General features: G+C 63.3%; 14 protein-coding genes. 4 read left to right on the top strand and 10 right to left on the bottom strand.

All coding sequences use genetic code 11. The features are described from left to right. Nucleotides 1-3: 3 nt before the first annotated feature. Nucleotides 4-1,095, top strand: a complete 1,092-nt coding sequence (locus ABEA23_RS05995; protein WP_345477163.1) for an EpsG family protein — start codon at nt 4-6, stop codon at nt 1,093-1,095. Here ABEA23_RS05995 and ABEA23_RS05990 read toward each other — a convergent pair. From ABEA23_RS05990 to ABEA23_RS05975, 4 genes are all read right to left on the bottom strand, one after another. After that, on the bottom strand, nt 1,059-2,102 hold the full coding sequence (locus tag ABEA23_RS05990; RefSeq protein WP_345477161.1) for a polysaccharide pyruvyl transferase family protein: 1,044 nt from the start codon (nt 2,100-2,102) through the stop codon (nt 1,059-1,061). The genes ABEA23_RS05995 and ABEA23_RS05990 overlap by 37 nt on opposite strands. Further along, nucleotides 2,099-3,364, bottom strand: coding sequence for a lipopolysaccharide biosynthesis protein (locus ABEA23_RS05985; RefSeq protein ID WP_345477160.1), 1,266 nt, complete (start codon nt 3,362-3,364; stop codon nt 2,099-2,101). The genes ABEA23_RS05990 and ABEA23_RS05985 overlap by 4 nt, the downstream gene beginning before the upstream one ends. 15 nt (nt 3,365-3,379) lie before the next feature. Then, entirely contained in the window at nt 3,380-4,540 is a 1,161-nt protein-coding gene (locus tag ABEA23_RS05980) for a lipid II:glycine glycyltransferase FemX (protein WP_345477159.1), read from the bottom strand. Nucleotides 4,541-4,933: 393 nt separating this feature from the next. Further along, complete coding sequence (locus ABEA23_RS05975; protein WP_345477158.1) at nt 4,934-5,533, bottom strand: DUF998 domain-containing protein; 600 nt, start codon at nt 5,531-5,533, stop codon at nt 4,934-4,936. A gap of 244 nt (nt 5,534-5,777) precedes the next feature. On the opposite strand from ABEA23_RS05975, the gene ABEA23_RS05970 reads away from it, so the two are divergent. From ABEA23_RS05970 to ABEA23_RS05960, 3 genes are all read left to right on the top strand, one after another. Continuing rightward, nucleotides 5,778-6,077 (top strand): SND2/TMEM208 family protein, encoded by a 300-nt coding sequence (locus ABEA23_RS05970; protein WP_044495084.1) that lies wholly within the window; start codon nt 5,778-5,780, stop codon nt 6,075-6,077. Beyond that, nucleotides 6,074-7,396: an AMP-binding protein gene (locus ABEA23_RS05965; protein ID WP_345477157.1), complete on the top strand. Its 1,323-nt coding sequence runs from the start codon at nt 6,074-6,076 to the stop codon at nt 7,394-7,396. The genes ABEA23_RS05970 and ABEA23_RS05965 overlap by 4 nt, the downstream gene beginning before the upstream one ends. A 101-nt stretch (nt 7,397-7,497) precedes the next feature. Further along, the gene (locus tag ABEA23_RS05960) at nt 7,498-8,496 is read left to right on the top strand and encodes a 1,4-dihydroxy-2-naphthoate polyprenyltransferase (RefSeq protein WP_345477156.1); all 999 of its coding nucleotides are present in this window, start codon (nt 7,498-7,500) and stop codon (nt 8,494-8,496) included. A 48-nt stretch (nt 8,497-8,544) separates the two neighbouring features. On the opposite strand, the gene ABEA23_RS05955 is transcribed toward ABEA23_RS05960, so the two are convergent. The 6 genes from ABEA23_RS05955 to ABEA23_RS05930 all read right to left on the bottom strand — a co-directional run bounded on the left by ABEA23_RS05955 (nt 8,545) and on the right by ABEA23_RS05930 (nt 13,727). Continuing rightward, the gene (locus ABEA23_RS05955; protein ID WP_345477154.1) at nt 8,545-8,964 is read right to left on the bottom strand and encodes a PLDc N-terminal domain-containing protein; all 420 of its coding nucleotides are present in this window, start codon (nt 8,962-8,964) and stop codon (nt 8,545-8,547) included. Between the two features lie 157 nt (nt 8,965-9,121). After that, nucleotides 9,122-9,457 carry a DUF4229 domain-containing protein gene (locus ABEA23_RS05950; RefSeq protein ID WP_345477153.1) on the bottom strand — a complete coding sequence of 112 codons (336 nt, stop codon included), beginning with the start codon at nt 9,455-9,457 and terminating at the stop codon, nt 9,122-9,124. Nucleotides 9,458-9,463: 6 nt separating this feature from the next. Next, on the bottom strand, nt 9,464-10,633 hold the full coding sequence (gene ccsB / locus ABEA23_RS05945; protein ID WP_345477152.1) for a c-type cytochrome biogenesis protein CcsB: 1,170 nt from the start codon (nt 10,631-10,633) through the stop codon (nt 9,464-9,466). 42 nt (nt 10,634-10,675) lie between these two features. Next, nucleotides 10,676-12,361: a cytochrome c biogenesis protein ResB gene (gene resB / locus ABEA23_RS05940; protein WP_345477151.1), complete on the bottom strand. Its 1,686-nt coding sequence runs from the start codon at nt 12,359-12,361 to the stop codon at nt 10,676-10,678. Beyond that, the gene (locus ABEA23_RS05935) at nt 12,361-13,119 is read right to left on the bottom strand and encodes a cytochrome c biogenesis CcdA family protein (RefSeq protein WP_345477150.1); all 759 of its coding nucleotides are present in this window, start codon (nt 13,117-13,119) and stop codon (nt 12,361-12,363) included. Before ABEA23_RS05935 ends, resB begins: the two co-directional genes overlap by 1 nt. Further along, the gene (locus tag ABEA23_RS05930) at nt 13,116-13,727 is read right to left on the bottom strand and encodes a TlpA family protein disulfide reductase (RefSeq protein ID WP_345477149.1); all 612 of its coding nucleotides are present in this window, start codon (nt 13,725-13,727) and stop codon (nt 13,116-13,118) included. The genes ABEA23_RS05935 and ABEA23_RS05930 overlap by 4 nt, the downstream gene beginning before the upstream one ends. Nucleotides 13,728-13,772: the final 45 nt, after the last annotated feature.

Genomic DNA, 13,772 nt, shown 5'->3' with positions numbered 1-13,772 from the left:
ACCATGACCCTGCTTCTTTTCTCACTCGCCTCACTCTGGATCGCGGCGTTCACCCTCTTGGGGCAGGTACGCTACGTGCGCCACTGGACGAACACCCTCTTCCCGCTGGCAGCGCTGGTCGCCCTCAACACCATCATCGCTGTTCGCGAGAACTTCGAAGTTGTCGACAAGATGCGCTATGGACGCGAGTTTGAGGTGTTGAGCTTCACTCCATTCAGCGAAGTACTCACGGATTTTGTCACTAACGGCAGGGAACCGGCTTTCCTGGTGTTCAACTGGATCATCGGCCTGTTGACCCGGGACATGATGGTTTTCTTCACGATTACTGCCATAGTCTGCAATCTTCTGCTGATCCTGGCGCTCTGGATAATACTCGGAACCGGTTGGCAGACCGCCGTCGTGCTCTTCACGACCTTCTGCTTCGGCTTCTTCCTCGACTACTCCAGCTTCTTGCTCAGGCAGGGACTGTCCATTTCATTTCTGATGCTCGGGCTGGCCTTGGTCTTGCGCAAGTCCCGAATTCTGCCAGTAATCGCAGTACTGGCGATCGGAGTGTGCTTCCACTGGTCGGCATTGCCAGCCGCCCTGGTCATCCTGCTGGTCAAACTGGTGCGCTGGCGGAATGAGGTGGTGCTAGTGCTTTGGCTCCTGGTCACCGCCACCTACTTCACCGGAGTAAATGCACGCCTGGCAGAACCCCTGGGGTCAAGCATCGAACAGGTGGAGACATACTCCAACCCAGATCTGGCCATCAATTACGCAGGGGGGACTAATCGACCGATCTTCTGGGTCTTAAGCGCTGTCCCTCTGGGCATCTCCTACCTAGCAACCCGTACGGCGAAGGCCCTGCCCAGCTGGTATCCCCAGCTGTTCACCGCTTACGTACTGCTGAACTGCTACTTTCTGCTGATGGGCTTCGTGTACTTCAGCGACCGTCTTGCAGCCTATTCATGGTCTCTCATTCCGCTGCTTATCTGCACCCCGGTCCTGTCCTATCACGGCCGAGGGCAGACGGCGGCGCGGCTAGGTCTGCTGGCCGCTTTCGCCATATGGGCGATCTACTTCGGCTCTTTTGACGCCTTGACTCCGGCGTAGGCGGCCCAAGCTCGGGCACGATAATCTTCCGCGGACCGACCCCAGGGGTGCCTGACGCGCTGATGGTGCATTGAGCCGGTGCCAAGAGCGCTGAGCGTACCGCTCAATTCGCTGAATCTCGGAGCCACGAAAGGTGGGGCGATGCCAATGTCTCGGGCAAAGGCCGCGCATTTCTCGTGGTGATCAACAATTGCTACAGGGGTCCCCAGCAAATAGGAGACGATAGCGCCGTGCAAACGCTGGGACCACACCAAGCTGGCGCGCGAGAGAATACCGACGACACCAGCAATGCCCACTGCCCCGTAGTCGACTACCTGCACTGAGCGTCCTTCTCGTCTCAATTGCCCGGCGATCCTGGTTGCCAGGGCATGGTCACCCAGCCGCGGATGGGCATGCAGTGCCAGCAGGGTGATCTCGGGATCCGCTGAGCCAAGCGCGCTGGAGACGGCATCGGCGAGTTCATTCCCTGACATCCCGGCGGCACTGGAGGGACAGATCACCAGCCCACTGCGCGGGCCCTGTGCTGGCCCCAAGCGGCTGCTGAGGGCTGCCAAATCTCCGCCGAGTACACCGTAGCCCTCCATGCGGTCGAAAGACTCCTGATCACGTACCACCACCCTGTCGAACCTTCGAAGCTCGGAAACCACAGCACGGTGGTTCGCTGAGTTCGCGAAGGGCCCGACCGAGACACCCAGAGCCTCGTAGGATCGGTTCGGAAGATGTCTGCGCAGCCTGGCAAGGCCGGCGACCTCGCTGAAGACTGATCCGCCGGCATATACGAAGGTGTCGGCCCAAGCAGCCCCGCGCGCGGCACTGACCAGACGCCGGAGTGCCGCGTCTGGTCGCGGATGAGAGAAGTTCTGCCGCGGCCGTTCAAAAGCACGCACCTCGGCCCCGGGCCACAGGAGGCCAGCGTTTTCCTCGCACACCTCCCTGAAGAGATCGTCGCCAAAATTTCCCCACCCGAAGTAGCCCAGCAACTGCACTTTCGGTGTTCTGGATGTCATGAGCCCGCGCCTCCCCTATCAGCCGTTGACATCGCCCTGGCCTGTTGCGAGCGTGCCAACAAGTCTGCACCGATATACCGGCACAGAACGCCGACCAGAACCGCCAGGCTGCCGGCCTCGATGGCTCCCATCCCGGCTACACCGCTGGATATGCCGCTTACTCCCACAACCGCAATTGACACCATCCCGACGACGGTCATCACCCAGTACCGGTTGAGCACCAGATGGAAGGATGACAGCAGATACGTCGGAATGCAGATCACCGCGGCAAGTGCGAAGAGGAACACCGCCAGCCTAGGGATCTCGAAGTCCGCACTGTAGACCAGCTGCAGGAGTGCGGGGCCGGCCACTACCGCCACTACGACCATCGGTGAGAGCACCGCCATGGTGAGATAGCCGTTCCTGAGGTTCATCTGTCGCAGCGCCGCTGGTCCCTGACCCTCCAGGTGGCGGCGATAGGCCGGCAGGATGGCTGTCTGGACCGAAGCGCCCAGCAGGTGAGCGAAGGTCACCAGGTACGCTGCACTGGCGAAGACACCGATATCCGCCGTCGTTCCAATGGAACCCACGATCACCAGCGGCAGGTAGGTCAGCACGGACTGGATGCCCTGAGACATGGCCAGCGGGATCCCGTGGGTGATGAGGAGGCGAATATCCTGGGTGAGCGGCTGACGGACTCTCCGGCCTTCCGGGGGTGTTGCCGAGGCAAGGAAAACGGTCACCGCGGCGCCAAGAATGGCGACGGCGGCGCCCACCCACAGTGCGGTGACCACAGAGCCGGAGATGAGCATCACCGCGGTGGTGGCCATCATGGTGGCCAGCGCATCGAGCATAAGCAGCGCACCGAAAGCGCCCAGCCTTTCGGTGCGCTGAATGCGTGCGAGGTACAGGTCAGCGGTTGAGTTGGCGATCTTGATGACCAGAATCGCACCGGCCACGCTCCACTCCTGCGTCGGAGCCAATAGGAGGAGCGCACCGAAGGACAGGACCACCGCGGCAGCGATCCCCCCTAACCTCAGGCACAGATAGGCTCTCCAGCTGACCGCTGACTGCAGGGTGATGTAGAGGTTGCGCAGTCCAAGCTGAGCTGTGATGAATATCGGGGCCATTACCGCGATAAACGATGAATAGACACCAACAGCCTCCGGACCAGCAAAGCGGGCAAAGAGCCAGACCACATACCACTGAGCAGCTGCTCCGGCGATATTGCCCGTACTCACCGCAAGGATCGCCAAGCGATGACCGGTCACGTTGTGAGTCACTATGAGGTCTTCGCTCTACCTGGCCGCAAGACTGTGGTCCGGGTGTTTATCCTGGCGCAGCTGTGTCCCGAGGGCGGCGTACAGGGGAAGCACTCGGGTGAAAGCTGCATAGAGCCACGGTTGCAGTGGCAGATCCCACGCGCCGATGTACTCGTACGCATCTGCCCCCATATCGGCCTTGAACCTGACAAGACCGGCCGCGGGGTCCTGATCGTCGACGGTGTCATCCACCCCGCCGAGATCCAGGAGATCAGCTTTATCGCCTATAGCCTGCTGGATGATGGACCAATAGGCGGCGTTTGAAGGTTTAAGGTCAGGCCGCTCCATACTCATGGCTGAGAGAACCCCTTCGGCGCGTCCTCCGACCTGGGCCGTAGCAAGGACCGCCACTGCCGATCCCTCATGCTGAGCTATGTGCATGTTAAAACGTCCAGGGAATCCATTGCCTAAGGTGTCCCACATGGCTTCGAAGTAACTATAGGACTGGGCTGCGAACGCGTTCCGGCGAGCCGTCTCAGTGTAGAGCCGGTAAACGTCGTCGAGATCCTGACCGGAGCCAGGTACCAGCTTGACTCCAAGTCGATCGGCACGCCGAATACTCTTGCGCCATGCTTTGGTCATTCCGGCTAGGACCGCCTCCTCGCTGCGTCCTTGAAGGTGCAGCCAAAAATTGAAGCGCGGATGGCTGGCATCACTTTGCTCGTCCTCCGGCGCCTCACGCCACCCGGCAGCGCGCAAAGTGCTGACCAGCCGAGTTCCTATCGGGTTGATCTCCGTTGGGGTCATGTCAGAGATACGGCTGACCACCGGATCGGCCAACCCCGCCTTCACCGTGGCGGCGTCCCACTTTCGCAGACTGACCACTGGGGTGATCCGCACCCCGAAGACACCGCGTGAGCGCAGGTAATGACCCAGTGCTGCCAGCTGCTCGGCCACATGCGGATCATTCCAGTCAAGCAGGGGACCCTGCGGAATGAAGGCGAATGATCGGCTTGTCCCGGGCACGCGGCGGTAGCGGAGAACGGCGACGGCGTGCACGCGGGACTGCTGGTCGAACCAGCCGATGAGTTCTGGTTCCCACTGGCCACGCCGAGCGTCGCCCCATTCTGGAGTTTGCTGGTAGCTCGCTTCTGGGTGCTTGCGAAGGAACCACCAGTATTCGTCCTTCGAGATCACCTCGACCGTATACACATGCCCAAGGTATCCCCGCCTCAGCCCGATGAACCCAGACTTTGCGGTCCTTCGCACCGAGATTGCGGCAACCCGCCGTGATGCCCCAAAAATCGCCGGTATACCGAAAACTCGGCCGGACCCTGTTGACGCTAAAGGTCAGCACAATCGACTGTTGATGCATGAGCACAGACATGCCGGCGGTCGCACTGGGGCGACTTCCCCGGCGTCAGGGCCAGCAGTGGCCTGCTCACCATAGACGCCCTCCGGCGACGGGGCACCCCCCTGCCCGTCGTCGGAGGGTCTGCGGCACGTCGCGGGGTGCTCCACCGCCGCGTCCTTCCTCAGCAGTTCATTGCCCGCTACAGGGTGAGCCGTTGCCATGATCAGCGTTCTTTACTAAGTCAACTGCGCCAAGGCTAGGAACAACGCGCCCAGCCAGATCCACCCCGGGATGATGAAGGCGCGCTGCACCAGTCCAAGCCGCGCTGAAGCCCCCGTCCACGCCTTGTCGAACAGAATGAAGCAGACGATCAGATAGACCGCCATCACGGCTGAGAGCACCTGCCACACAAGATCCGGATGCATGAAAGCAGCCACCACCGCGGCAGCGGGCAGGGAGAGAAACACTCCAGCGCCGGCGGAATCGTGTAACGCGTGGTGCCTGCTGTGCTCTTGGGGGATACCAGCAGGGGCACCCTCCGGATAGCTGAGCATGGGGTCCATCCGGAAGATCCCGGAAAGGACGAGGCTGAGTCCGAAGATCCCCAGGATTGCACCAAGCAGAAAGCTCACACCGCTCACCAGGATGCCTGCGGCCCCCACAGCGATACCAATGCCGCAGATGATGAAATTGGCCGTTTGGACCCAGCCGCGCTGACCTAGGGCAAGCGCACTGACCGGATGCCGAATGCTCGAATAAGCCCGCCGAGTCCACCCGTCGAGCAGAAACACCACGATGAAGGTCACAGCGGAGACCGCGCCTATCCAGTACGTCACAGCGCCTCCTCCATCCGACTACCGCCAATGCACCAGCAGCCCAGCGCATCACCGGTACATTGCATCACCAGTACCTTGCATCACCAGTACACTGCACCGCAGGCGGGCAGCACAGTGCCGAAAGTCATGACTCCACCTCCTGGTGTCCAGACGGCCGGAGACTCCACCGGCGCGGAAGGTGCATTCGCTAAGCTGACACTGGACCGCATTACTCACTGACCACTACTGACAGGGGAGCTGACACATGCCTTGGATCGCATGGGTCGCCATCGTGGGGATCATCGTCTTCGGCCTGACACAGGTGATCAGCATGGTCACCGGCCGTCCCCTCCCCGGCGGATCGGGCACCTCCGAGGAGCTCGAGGAGCTGCGCAAGCGCATCAAGAAGCTGGAAAAGGCCCACTCCGCCGGAGAGCTTGACCCGCCTCGCGTCCCTAGCAAGGCAGAGGAGAACATGGCAGCCGAGGATCGCTGGCGCCTCGACATGCTGGAGACCCGCCTCGAAGAGCTCGAAAAGCGGAACAAACCCGACGACGGCGCATGAGCACCTGGACCGAGCGCGCCCTCCACACTCTGCGCGAGGCCATGGCGGGCCAAGTCCCGCCGGTTGAGTTCCTGCCTGCAGAACCAGGCGGTGAACCACGGTGGATACAGCGGCCAGATGTCCTCCGCACCCACAATCAGGCGGTGGGTTCCCTGCAGCGGCAGGCGGATCCGGGCACCCAAGCGCAGATGTCACACCGCTCAGATTCAGAAGCGGCGAACCCGGCCGCGGCAGAACACCCCGCCGTCGTCGTACGTACCTCCGGTTCCACCGGCACTCCTAAGCAGACGCTGCTGTCAGCTGCGGCTCTGCGCGCCTCAGCCCAGATGACCGCTGAGTACTTCAGCCGGCGCGGTCTCGGCGGACACGGCCAATGGCTGCTGACCCTGCAGCCCTCCTATGTGGCCGGACTGGCGGTGTTGAGCCGAAGCGTCGTGGCGCAGACCCAGCCGGTGCCACTGCTGGAGAACACTACAGACCCTGAGACGTTCGCCGCTGCCGCCGAGCAGCTCACCGCTGAGCATCGCTATGTCTCGTTGGTTCCCACGCAGCTGAAGCGACTTCTGGATCATGCCGCAGGCAACGACGACGCCCGCCTGCTAGCCGCCCTACAGCGCTTTGACGCGATCCTGCTCGGCGGCGGGGCATCCAGCACTGAGCTGGTCAGCGCGGCTGAATCCGCTGGCCTGCATGTGGTGCGCACCTACGGCATGAGCGAGACCTGCGGCGGCTGCGTGTATGACGGCATTCCACTGCCTGGTACGGAAGTAGAACTCGACGACGACGGCCGGGTGCTTCTCTCCGGCCCCCAAGTAGCGCTGGGCTATCTGGATGAACAGCTGAGCGCGGAGCGGTTCGATACTGATGCTTCCGGCCAGCGCCGGTTCCGCACCGATGATCTCGGTGTCCTCACCGATGGGGTGCTCTCCATCACCGGGCGGATCGACGATGTGATCAATACCGGGGGCGTGAAGGTCTCCGCGGAGAAGATCCGGCAGGTGCTGGAGGCAGATCCGAAAGTCAACGAAGCTTTCGTAGCCGGCATCCAGGACGCTGACTGGGGGCAGCAGGTGGCCGCAGTGATCGCCCTGAAGGACTGGCCAGAGGGAGACTTCGCTCCGCTGCCGGCCGACGGAGCCCCTGAGGCGCCGTCGTATCCGCCCGCCCAGTGGTGGAGGGACCTTTCCGCGGAAATCCGGCAGCAGCTGGGCCCCGCGGCAGTCCCCAAGTCGATCAACTACGTCAAAGATCTCCCGCGGCTGAGCAGCGGCAAACCGGACCGGCAGGCAATGATCAGGATGGTCTCACGCGCCGATTAACGTTCGGTGGCGCAGTATGACCATAATTTGTGAGGTTTTCGGCCCGAACTATCGACAAACTGCGCCACCGAATGAAGCGCGGGCCCCAGAAAGGGATGACTATGGCAACTGCCGCTCAATGGATCGCCGGTTCCCGGCCCCGCACTCTCCCTATGGCGGTCGCGCCGGTGCTGATCGGCGCGGCAGCGGCATTCGCGCAGCCGAGACATTTCGGCTGGTTTGCCTATGCTCCGCTGGCTGAGACGACTTACAGCCCTCCGAGTGAAGCCGTCACCGCGCAGCTCATTGCCGCGCTGCTGGCCTTGGTGGTCTCGCTAGCCCTGCAGGTGGGCGTGAACTACGCCAATGATTACTCCGACGGCGTCCGCGGCACCGACGACGACCGCGTGGGTCCCATGCGGCTCACCGGTTCCGGCGCGGCCAAGCCGGCCCAGGTCAAGGCCGCAGCTTTCGGCAGCTTCGGAGTGGCCGGGCTCGCCGGGCTCGGCATTGTGCTGCTGACCGGACAGTGGTGGCTCATTATCGCCGGAGTCATCTGCGTCCTGGCCGCCTGGTGGTACACCGGCGGATCAAAGCCCTACGGCTACATGGGCCTGGGCGAAATCATGGTGTTCATCTTCTTCGGGCTGGTGGCTACCCTGGGCACCAGCTACGCCGTGATTGAGACCGCTGCTGCTCGTGGGGTGGAGGCGGAGTTCCCACTGACTACTGCACTGGTGGGGGCGGTCAGTCATGGGCTTATTGCCAGCGCACTGCTGATGGCCAATAACGTCCGGGACATCCCCACTGATCGTGAGGCCGGGAAGCTGACGCTGGCGGCCCGGGTTGGGCAGCGTCCGGCTCGCTGGGGGTATTGCCTGATGCTGGTGATCGCCGTGGTGATCCCGCTGGCCTTCCCGCTGACCGGTGACAGCCTGTGGTTCCTGGTGGTGATGCTGTCCTGGCTGGTGGTGCTTCGTCCGGTGCGCATCATGTGGCCCTACCGCAAGACTCTGCCCAAGGGGCCGGCACTCATTCCGGTGCTGCAGCAGACCTCGGTGGTGGGACTGGTATTCGCAGCCACCTACACCGCCGCGCTCCTGCTTCAGGCCAACGTCTAGCAGTTCAGGGCTGGGCGGTTCAGGACTGGGCAGTCACGGTCTAGCAGTTCAGGGCTGGGGCCTGCCGCCCTCGTCTGTCTCACCGGGGCCCTCAGCACCGGGGGCGCCGTCGTCGGAGTTCTTCTGCTGATTCTGCTGACGCTTCTTGCGCTCAGCTTCGGCGCGCTTGCGGGCCTCCTCCTCGCGGCGGGCGGCCTGGCGGCGCTGGAACTCGATGTTGCGCAGGAACTCGGGATCGTCATCAGGAGCTGTGGGGCCCTTCCGGGGGGCGTTGCCGCCGGTGCTCTTACGCCGGCCGAAGGCCATCCACAGGCCCGGGCCCAGCAGCGGAACCAGCAGGATGATGGCCAGCCACGCTGCCTTGGGCATCACCCGCACCCGATGGCGCGGGGTCTGGATGCACTCAATGAGGCAGTAGATGAGCAGGCCAAGTGCCACAATCCCGAGCCCGATGAAGAGTCTTACCATGTCAATAAGCCTAATTCACGCAGCTGAACACCGCGGCTGAGCGGGCTGAAACCTGCTGAATGGAGCCGATTCGGGCTCATTACGCAGGGAAGAGCCCTGTCAGACGCGGAGGCAGCAGCCGCTGCGGCGAAGGCAGCGCCGTTGTCGCCAGTTCGGCTCAACGCTGGGAGCCCCCGGTCGCGCCGTCGTCGGAAGCAGGGTTCTGACCGGTTTCCTGAGTGCGGTGGAACTCTTCAGCCAGCTCATCTTCGGCAGCATTGTCATCGGCCTCGTGATGGCCCTGTTTTCGGTCCCCGCCGAACCGGCGCGCCAGCTGCTCACCGGCTTCAAGGCGCAGCCTGTTGAAGAACAGGTACCCCACGGCCCAGGAGATCAGCAGCCCGCAGATCAGCGCGAAGACCATGGTGAACTGCCCCAGATCCAGGAAGAGGCAGGCGTAGAAGACGACGACGAAGACGCCCAGTCGCAGCAGCGAGTACTTCAGAATAGCCATGCCGGACTACTCCGGGAGTCCTGCGTAGGAGTGCAGGCCAGGGAAGTACACGTTGACCACCGCGTAGTTGAAGATGATGCAGGCGAAGCCGATGATGGACAGCCAGGCTGCACGGTTGCCTGTCCAGCCGCGGGTGGCGCGAGCGTGCAGGTAGCCGGCGTAGACGACCCAGATCACGAAGGTCCAGACTTCCTTGGTATCCCAGCCCCAGTAGCGGCCCCAGGATTCGCGGGCCCAGATAGCTCCGGTGACCATTGGGCCGAGGGTCCAGAACACGAAGGCCACGGCGTTGATCCGGTAGGACCAGTTCTCCAAAGCGAATGCACTCGGCACCAGGCGCAGGAACGAGGCACGGGCCAGCACCCGCTGAGCCCTCGTCTCGGCCCCGGCAAGCAGCGCTGCTTCACGCCGAGCCTGGACCAGCTGCAGCAGGCTCATCGCGAAGGTCAGCACGAACAGACCGATAGACGTTGCGGCAAGGGTCACGTGGATGGCGATCCAGGGGCTCTGCAGAGCCGGCTGCACATGCCCCACCGGAGTCGGGAAGCCGATGGTGGCAGCCACCATCATGGTCACCACAAGGCCCAGCACGAACACGCCGAGGAAGCGGACATCGCGGCGGATCAGCACCACCAGGTACACCAGCGTCACCACCAGGGCGGCACCTGTGAGGAACTCAAACATATTGCCCAGCGGCCAGCGCGAGGCTGCCAGGCCACGGGCGATCACGGCGAACGCATGGGCCAGGGCAGCGACGGCGGTGAAAGCGATGGCCACATTGGCGATCGGGCGCCGGGTGCCCACATAGGCCATGTCCTCATCCACCAGCTCCGCGCCGCTGTCGGAGTCGCTGCCCCCGGCGGAGTCACTGTCCCCGGTGGAGTCACCGGCACCGACAACGCCACCTGTCGAGGCAGTAGCTGCGGAGGCGGCGTCGGACCCGGCGGGCTCACCAGCAGTGGAATCAGCGGACCCCGCGGCCACCAACTTCTTCTCCCGCAGCGCCGCGCGCTCAGCCTCGGTCTCCTGCGCAAGCTCTGCCTCTACCCGGCGGATAGTCGCCGAGCTGCGGGCGATATCGATGGAGAACAGGATGAACGCCAGGGTGTAGATGAATGCAGCGATCAGCATGAACAGTTCGCTGTACTCAGCCAGCTGCACATTGATAGTGGGCATGACTACCTCTCAACCTCTCGGGCAGGGTCAGCGGGATTGGTCTTAAGCATCGGTGGCGGTCTCCTCATCAGGCTGCGGGGGACGCACCGTCCACGTCTTCTCAAACTGTTCGCGCAAGGCGATGTTCTCTTCGCGCAGGCGGAAATCCTCGCCGCGGGAGAGCAGGCCGTAACGAACCAGTGTACGCCCGGCGTCGTTGGTCTCCACCGTGACCCAGGCACGACGGCGACGCAGGAACAGGCTGATGATCAGCCCGCCGGTTGCGGTCAGCGCAAAGATCAGCACACCGGTCTCGCCGGGGTTGTAGTGGATATCGATGGCGATGTAATCCTGGACCTCTTCAAAGGTCAGGGTGCCCATGCCATCGGGCAGCTCGTGGGTCTCCCCCGGTGAGAGCACGATCCCGCCTGCCTCCACCTCGCGGGAGTTCAGCACCTGAAGTTCCTCAGTATCGAGGACGTAGACGTTCTGCGGCACCCCCTCATCGAGTCCGAGGTCACCGGCATAGGCGTTGAGGTGCAGCTGCGGGTTGTAGAGCTCGGGGTCCACTGAGACGGCCAGCCCGTCACCGGTGTCGTGCGCACTCGGTAGGAACAGTCCCACAAATCCCAGCTGTTCGGGCTGGGCATCGGGGGCCTTGATCACCATCATGGAGGTGTAGACCGGGTCATCTGGGCGGGTGATGACCGGTCCGGAGAAGGCGATTTCTCCTTCGCCGTCGCGCACGGTGACCACCGGTGCGTAGCCGTTGCCCACCAGGTAGAGCTGGGCACCGCCTAAGGTCAGTGGGTGATTGACCCGCAGCGTGGTGTCTTCAGGCTCAGCGTCCACGCCGTCCTGGATGGTGACGTCCGCGGTGAAGCCCAGGGCTTGGCCGTAATTGGGGTTGGGCTCATCGCCGAACATCTGCCGGTCGAACTCTCGCTGGAACCCGTTGAGCCTGATGCTGAAGGGATCCAGATCCTCTTCCTCGAACCAGGTGCCGGGGTAGAAATTGTCATAGGCCACCAGGGCGTTGACGAAGCCTTCGTCCTCGATCAGCACCTTCTGTCCGCGGTAGCTGAACATGGAACCGGCGGCCACAAAAACCAGCACGCCCACCAGGGAGACGTGGAAGAGGATATTGCCGATCTCCTTCAGGTACCCCTTTTCGGCACCTACCGAGGTTTCGCGGAGATCAACCCGGTAGCGACGGCGCTTGAGCACCGCGGCAGCATCCTTCAGCGCCTGCTCAGGCGTAGGGCCGCCATCCTCCAGTTCCAGGGCGCCATATTCGGGCAGCCGCTGCAGCCGCCGGGGAGTGCGCGGAGGTGGCGTGGTCATCTGCTGCCAGTGCTTCCGCGCTCGCGGGATGATGCAGCCGATCAGTGAGATGAACAGCAGCAGGTAGATCGCAGAGAACCAGACCGACGAGTAGACGTCGAAGAACTGGAAGAAGTCCAGCACCGGGCCGATTTCGGGATTGTCATCAATCCAGCTCTGCACGGCGAAGGCGTCCTGGACGCGCTGCGGGAAGATCGAGCCGGGCACAGCGGCGACGGCCAGAAGCAGAAGCAGCATCAGGGCCGTGCGCATGGAGGTCAGCTGAGTCCAGGCCCAACGCAGCATGCCGGTGATGCCCAGCGCCGGTGCCGCCACGTCTTTCTTCGACTCATTGCCCTGGGCGGCGTTGACCGCGTCTTCCCGGGCGTTGTCCCGGTGGGCCGAGGGTTGGATGTCTTTGGCCATCAGATCGGCATCCTCACCTCGTTGGCGAACCAGTCCTGCAACGCCCAGACCCAGGTGTTCCAGATTCCGGAGAGCATCAGGAGGCCCACCAGGATCAGCAGCCCGCCGCCTACCCGCATCACCGCGAGCTTATGGCGCTTGAAGAAGTCCAGGGTGCGCATGCCACGACCCAGCCCCAGGCTGATCAGGATGAACGGGATGCCTAGGCCCAGGCAGTAAATGAAGACCAGCAGGGCTCCACGTGCCGGGTCGCCGCCGGCGGGGGTAGCCAGCAGCAGGACTGCCGCCAGGGTCGGGCCGATGCAGGGCGCCCAACCGAGCCCGAAGGTTGCCCCCAGCAGGGGTGCGCCCAGCAGACCGTCCGGCGGACGGCGGTGAATTTTGGCTTCGCGCTGGAAGAAGCTGAAGGCTCCCATGAAGATCAGCCCCATGAGGACGACGACGCCGCCCAGCGCCTGGGTGAGCCAACCACCTTCGACGCGCAACCAGGTGGTGGCCCAGCTGAACACCACGCCCACGAGGACGAAGACCACGGAAAAACCCAGCACGAAGAGGCTGGCGCCGAGGACCATGCGGGACTTGGAGCGTTCGTGAAGCTCGACGCCGGAGAGTCCGGTGACGTAGCCGAGATATCCCGGAACCAAGGGCAGCACGCAGGGTGAGAGGAAGGACACCAGGCCGGCCAGCAGAGCCACCGGCGCGGAGATCAGCAGCGAACCGTCAAGAACCAGTTCGGCGAAGAGGTTGTTACCGGTCACCCCTCCTCCAGGGCGGTGGTGATCAGCGCCCGGAGGGTGCCGGGTTCGGCGATGCCGAGGATGCGGGCTGAGACGCGCCCTTCGCGGTCAAGGACCAGCGTGGTGGGCACCGCTGAGGGTGGGACGTAACTGGTCATGGCCATCATGACCTGTCCGCTGCGGTCCTCCATTGAGGGGTAGGTGATGCCGAAGTTGCGCTCGAAGGCTTCAGCTGTGGCTTGCGTGTCTCGGGTGTTGACGCCGTAGAACTGCACGCCTTCGTCGTCGAACTCTTCGTGGATGGCCTGCAGGTCTGGGGCTTCAACTCGGCAGGGGGCACAGGCGGCGTACCAGAAGTTGATGACGGTGACTTCACCGGCCCAGCGCTCGGGGCTGACTTCGGAGCCGTCGAAGAGCGTGGATTCGAACTCGACGGGCTCCCCGCGGTTCTCGGGAGCGTACTCCTGCACGGAGCCGTCTCCGGCCACGTAGTTGGTGCCGTCATTGGAGGCGCGCTGGGCGAGATCGTCGTTCTCGGATCCGCAGGCCGTAAGCGCCAGGGCAGAGATCATCACGGCCGCAGCCAGGGCACGGAACGGCGAGCGTGGACGTGAGGATTCAGTCGGCATCAGTCATCTATTCTACGTTCTTCTACGCCGCGTAGAAAATAGTGA

It is taken from the genome of Nesterenkonia rhizosphaerae, from assembly GCF_039544555.1.
In the GTDB taxonomy this organism is placed as follows: domain Bacteria; phylum Actinomycetota; class Actinomycetes; order Actinomycetales; family Micrococcaceae; genus Nesterenkonia; species Nesterenkonia rhizosphaerae.
This window is presented reverse-complemented; position numbering and strand designations above follow the sequence as displayed.

Coding starts and splice junctions, on each gene's coding strand:
- ABEA23_RS05995 (WP_345477163.1), top strand. CDS start 4: ATGACCCTGCTTCTTTTCTCACTCGCCTCACTCTGGATCGCGGCGTTC.
- ABEA23_RS05990 (WP_345477161.1), bottom strand. CDS start 2,102: ATGACATCCAGAACACCGAAAGTGCAGTTGCTGGGCTACTTCGGGTGG.
- ABEA23_RS05970 (WP_044495084.1), top strand. CDS start 5,778: ATGCCTTGGATCGCATGGGTCGCCATCGTGGGGATCATCGTCTTCGGC.
- ABEA23_RS05965 (WP_345477157.1), top strand. CDS start 6,074: ATGAGCACCTGGACCGAGCGCGCCCTCCACACTCTGCGCGAGGCCATG.
- ABEA23_RS05960 (WP_345477156.1), top strand. CDS start 7,498: ATGGCAACTGCCGCTCAATGGATCGCCGGTTCCCGGCCCCGCACTCTC.
- ABEA23_RS05955 (WP_345477154.1), bottom strand. CDS start 8,964: ATGGTAAGACTCTTCATCGGGCTCGGGATTGTGGCACTTGGCCTGCTC.
- ABEA23_RS05950 (WP_345477153.1), bottom strand. CDS start 9,457: ATGGCTATTCTGAAGTACTCGCTGCTGCGACTGGGCGTCTTCGTCGTC.
- ccsB (WP_345477152.1), bottom strand. CDS start 10,633: ATGCCCACTATCAATGTGCAGCTGGCTGAGTACAGCGAACTGTTCATG.
- resB (WP_345477151.1), bottom strand. CDS start 12,361: ATGGCCAAAGACATCCAACCCTCGGCCCACCGGGACAACGCCCGGGAA.
- ABEA23_RS05930 (WP_345477149.1), bottom strand. CDS start 13,727: ATGCCGACTGAATCCTCACGTCCACGCTCGCCGTTCCGTGCCCTGGCT.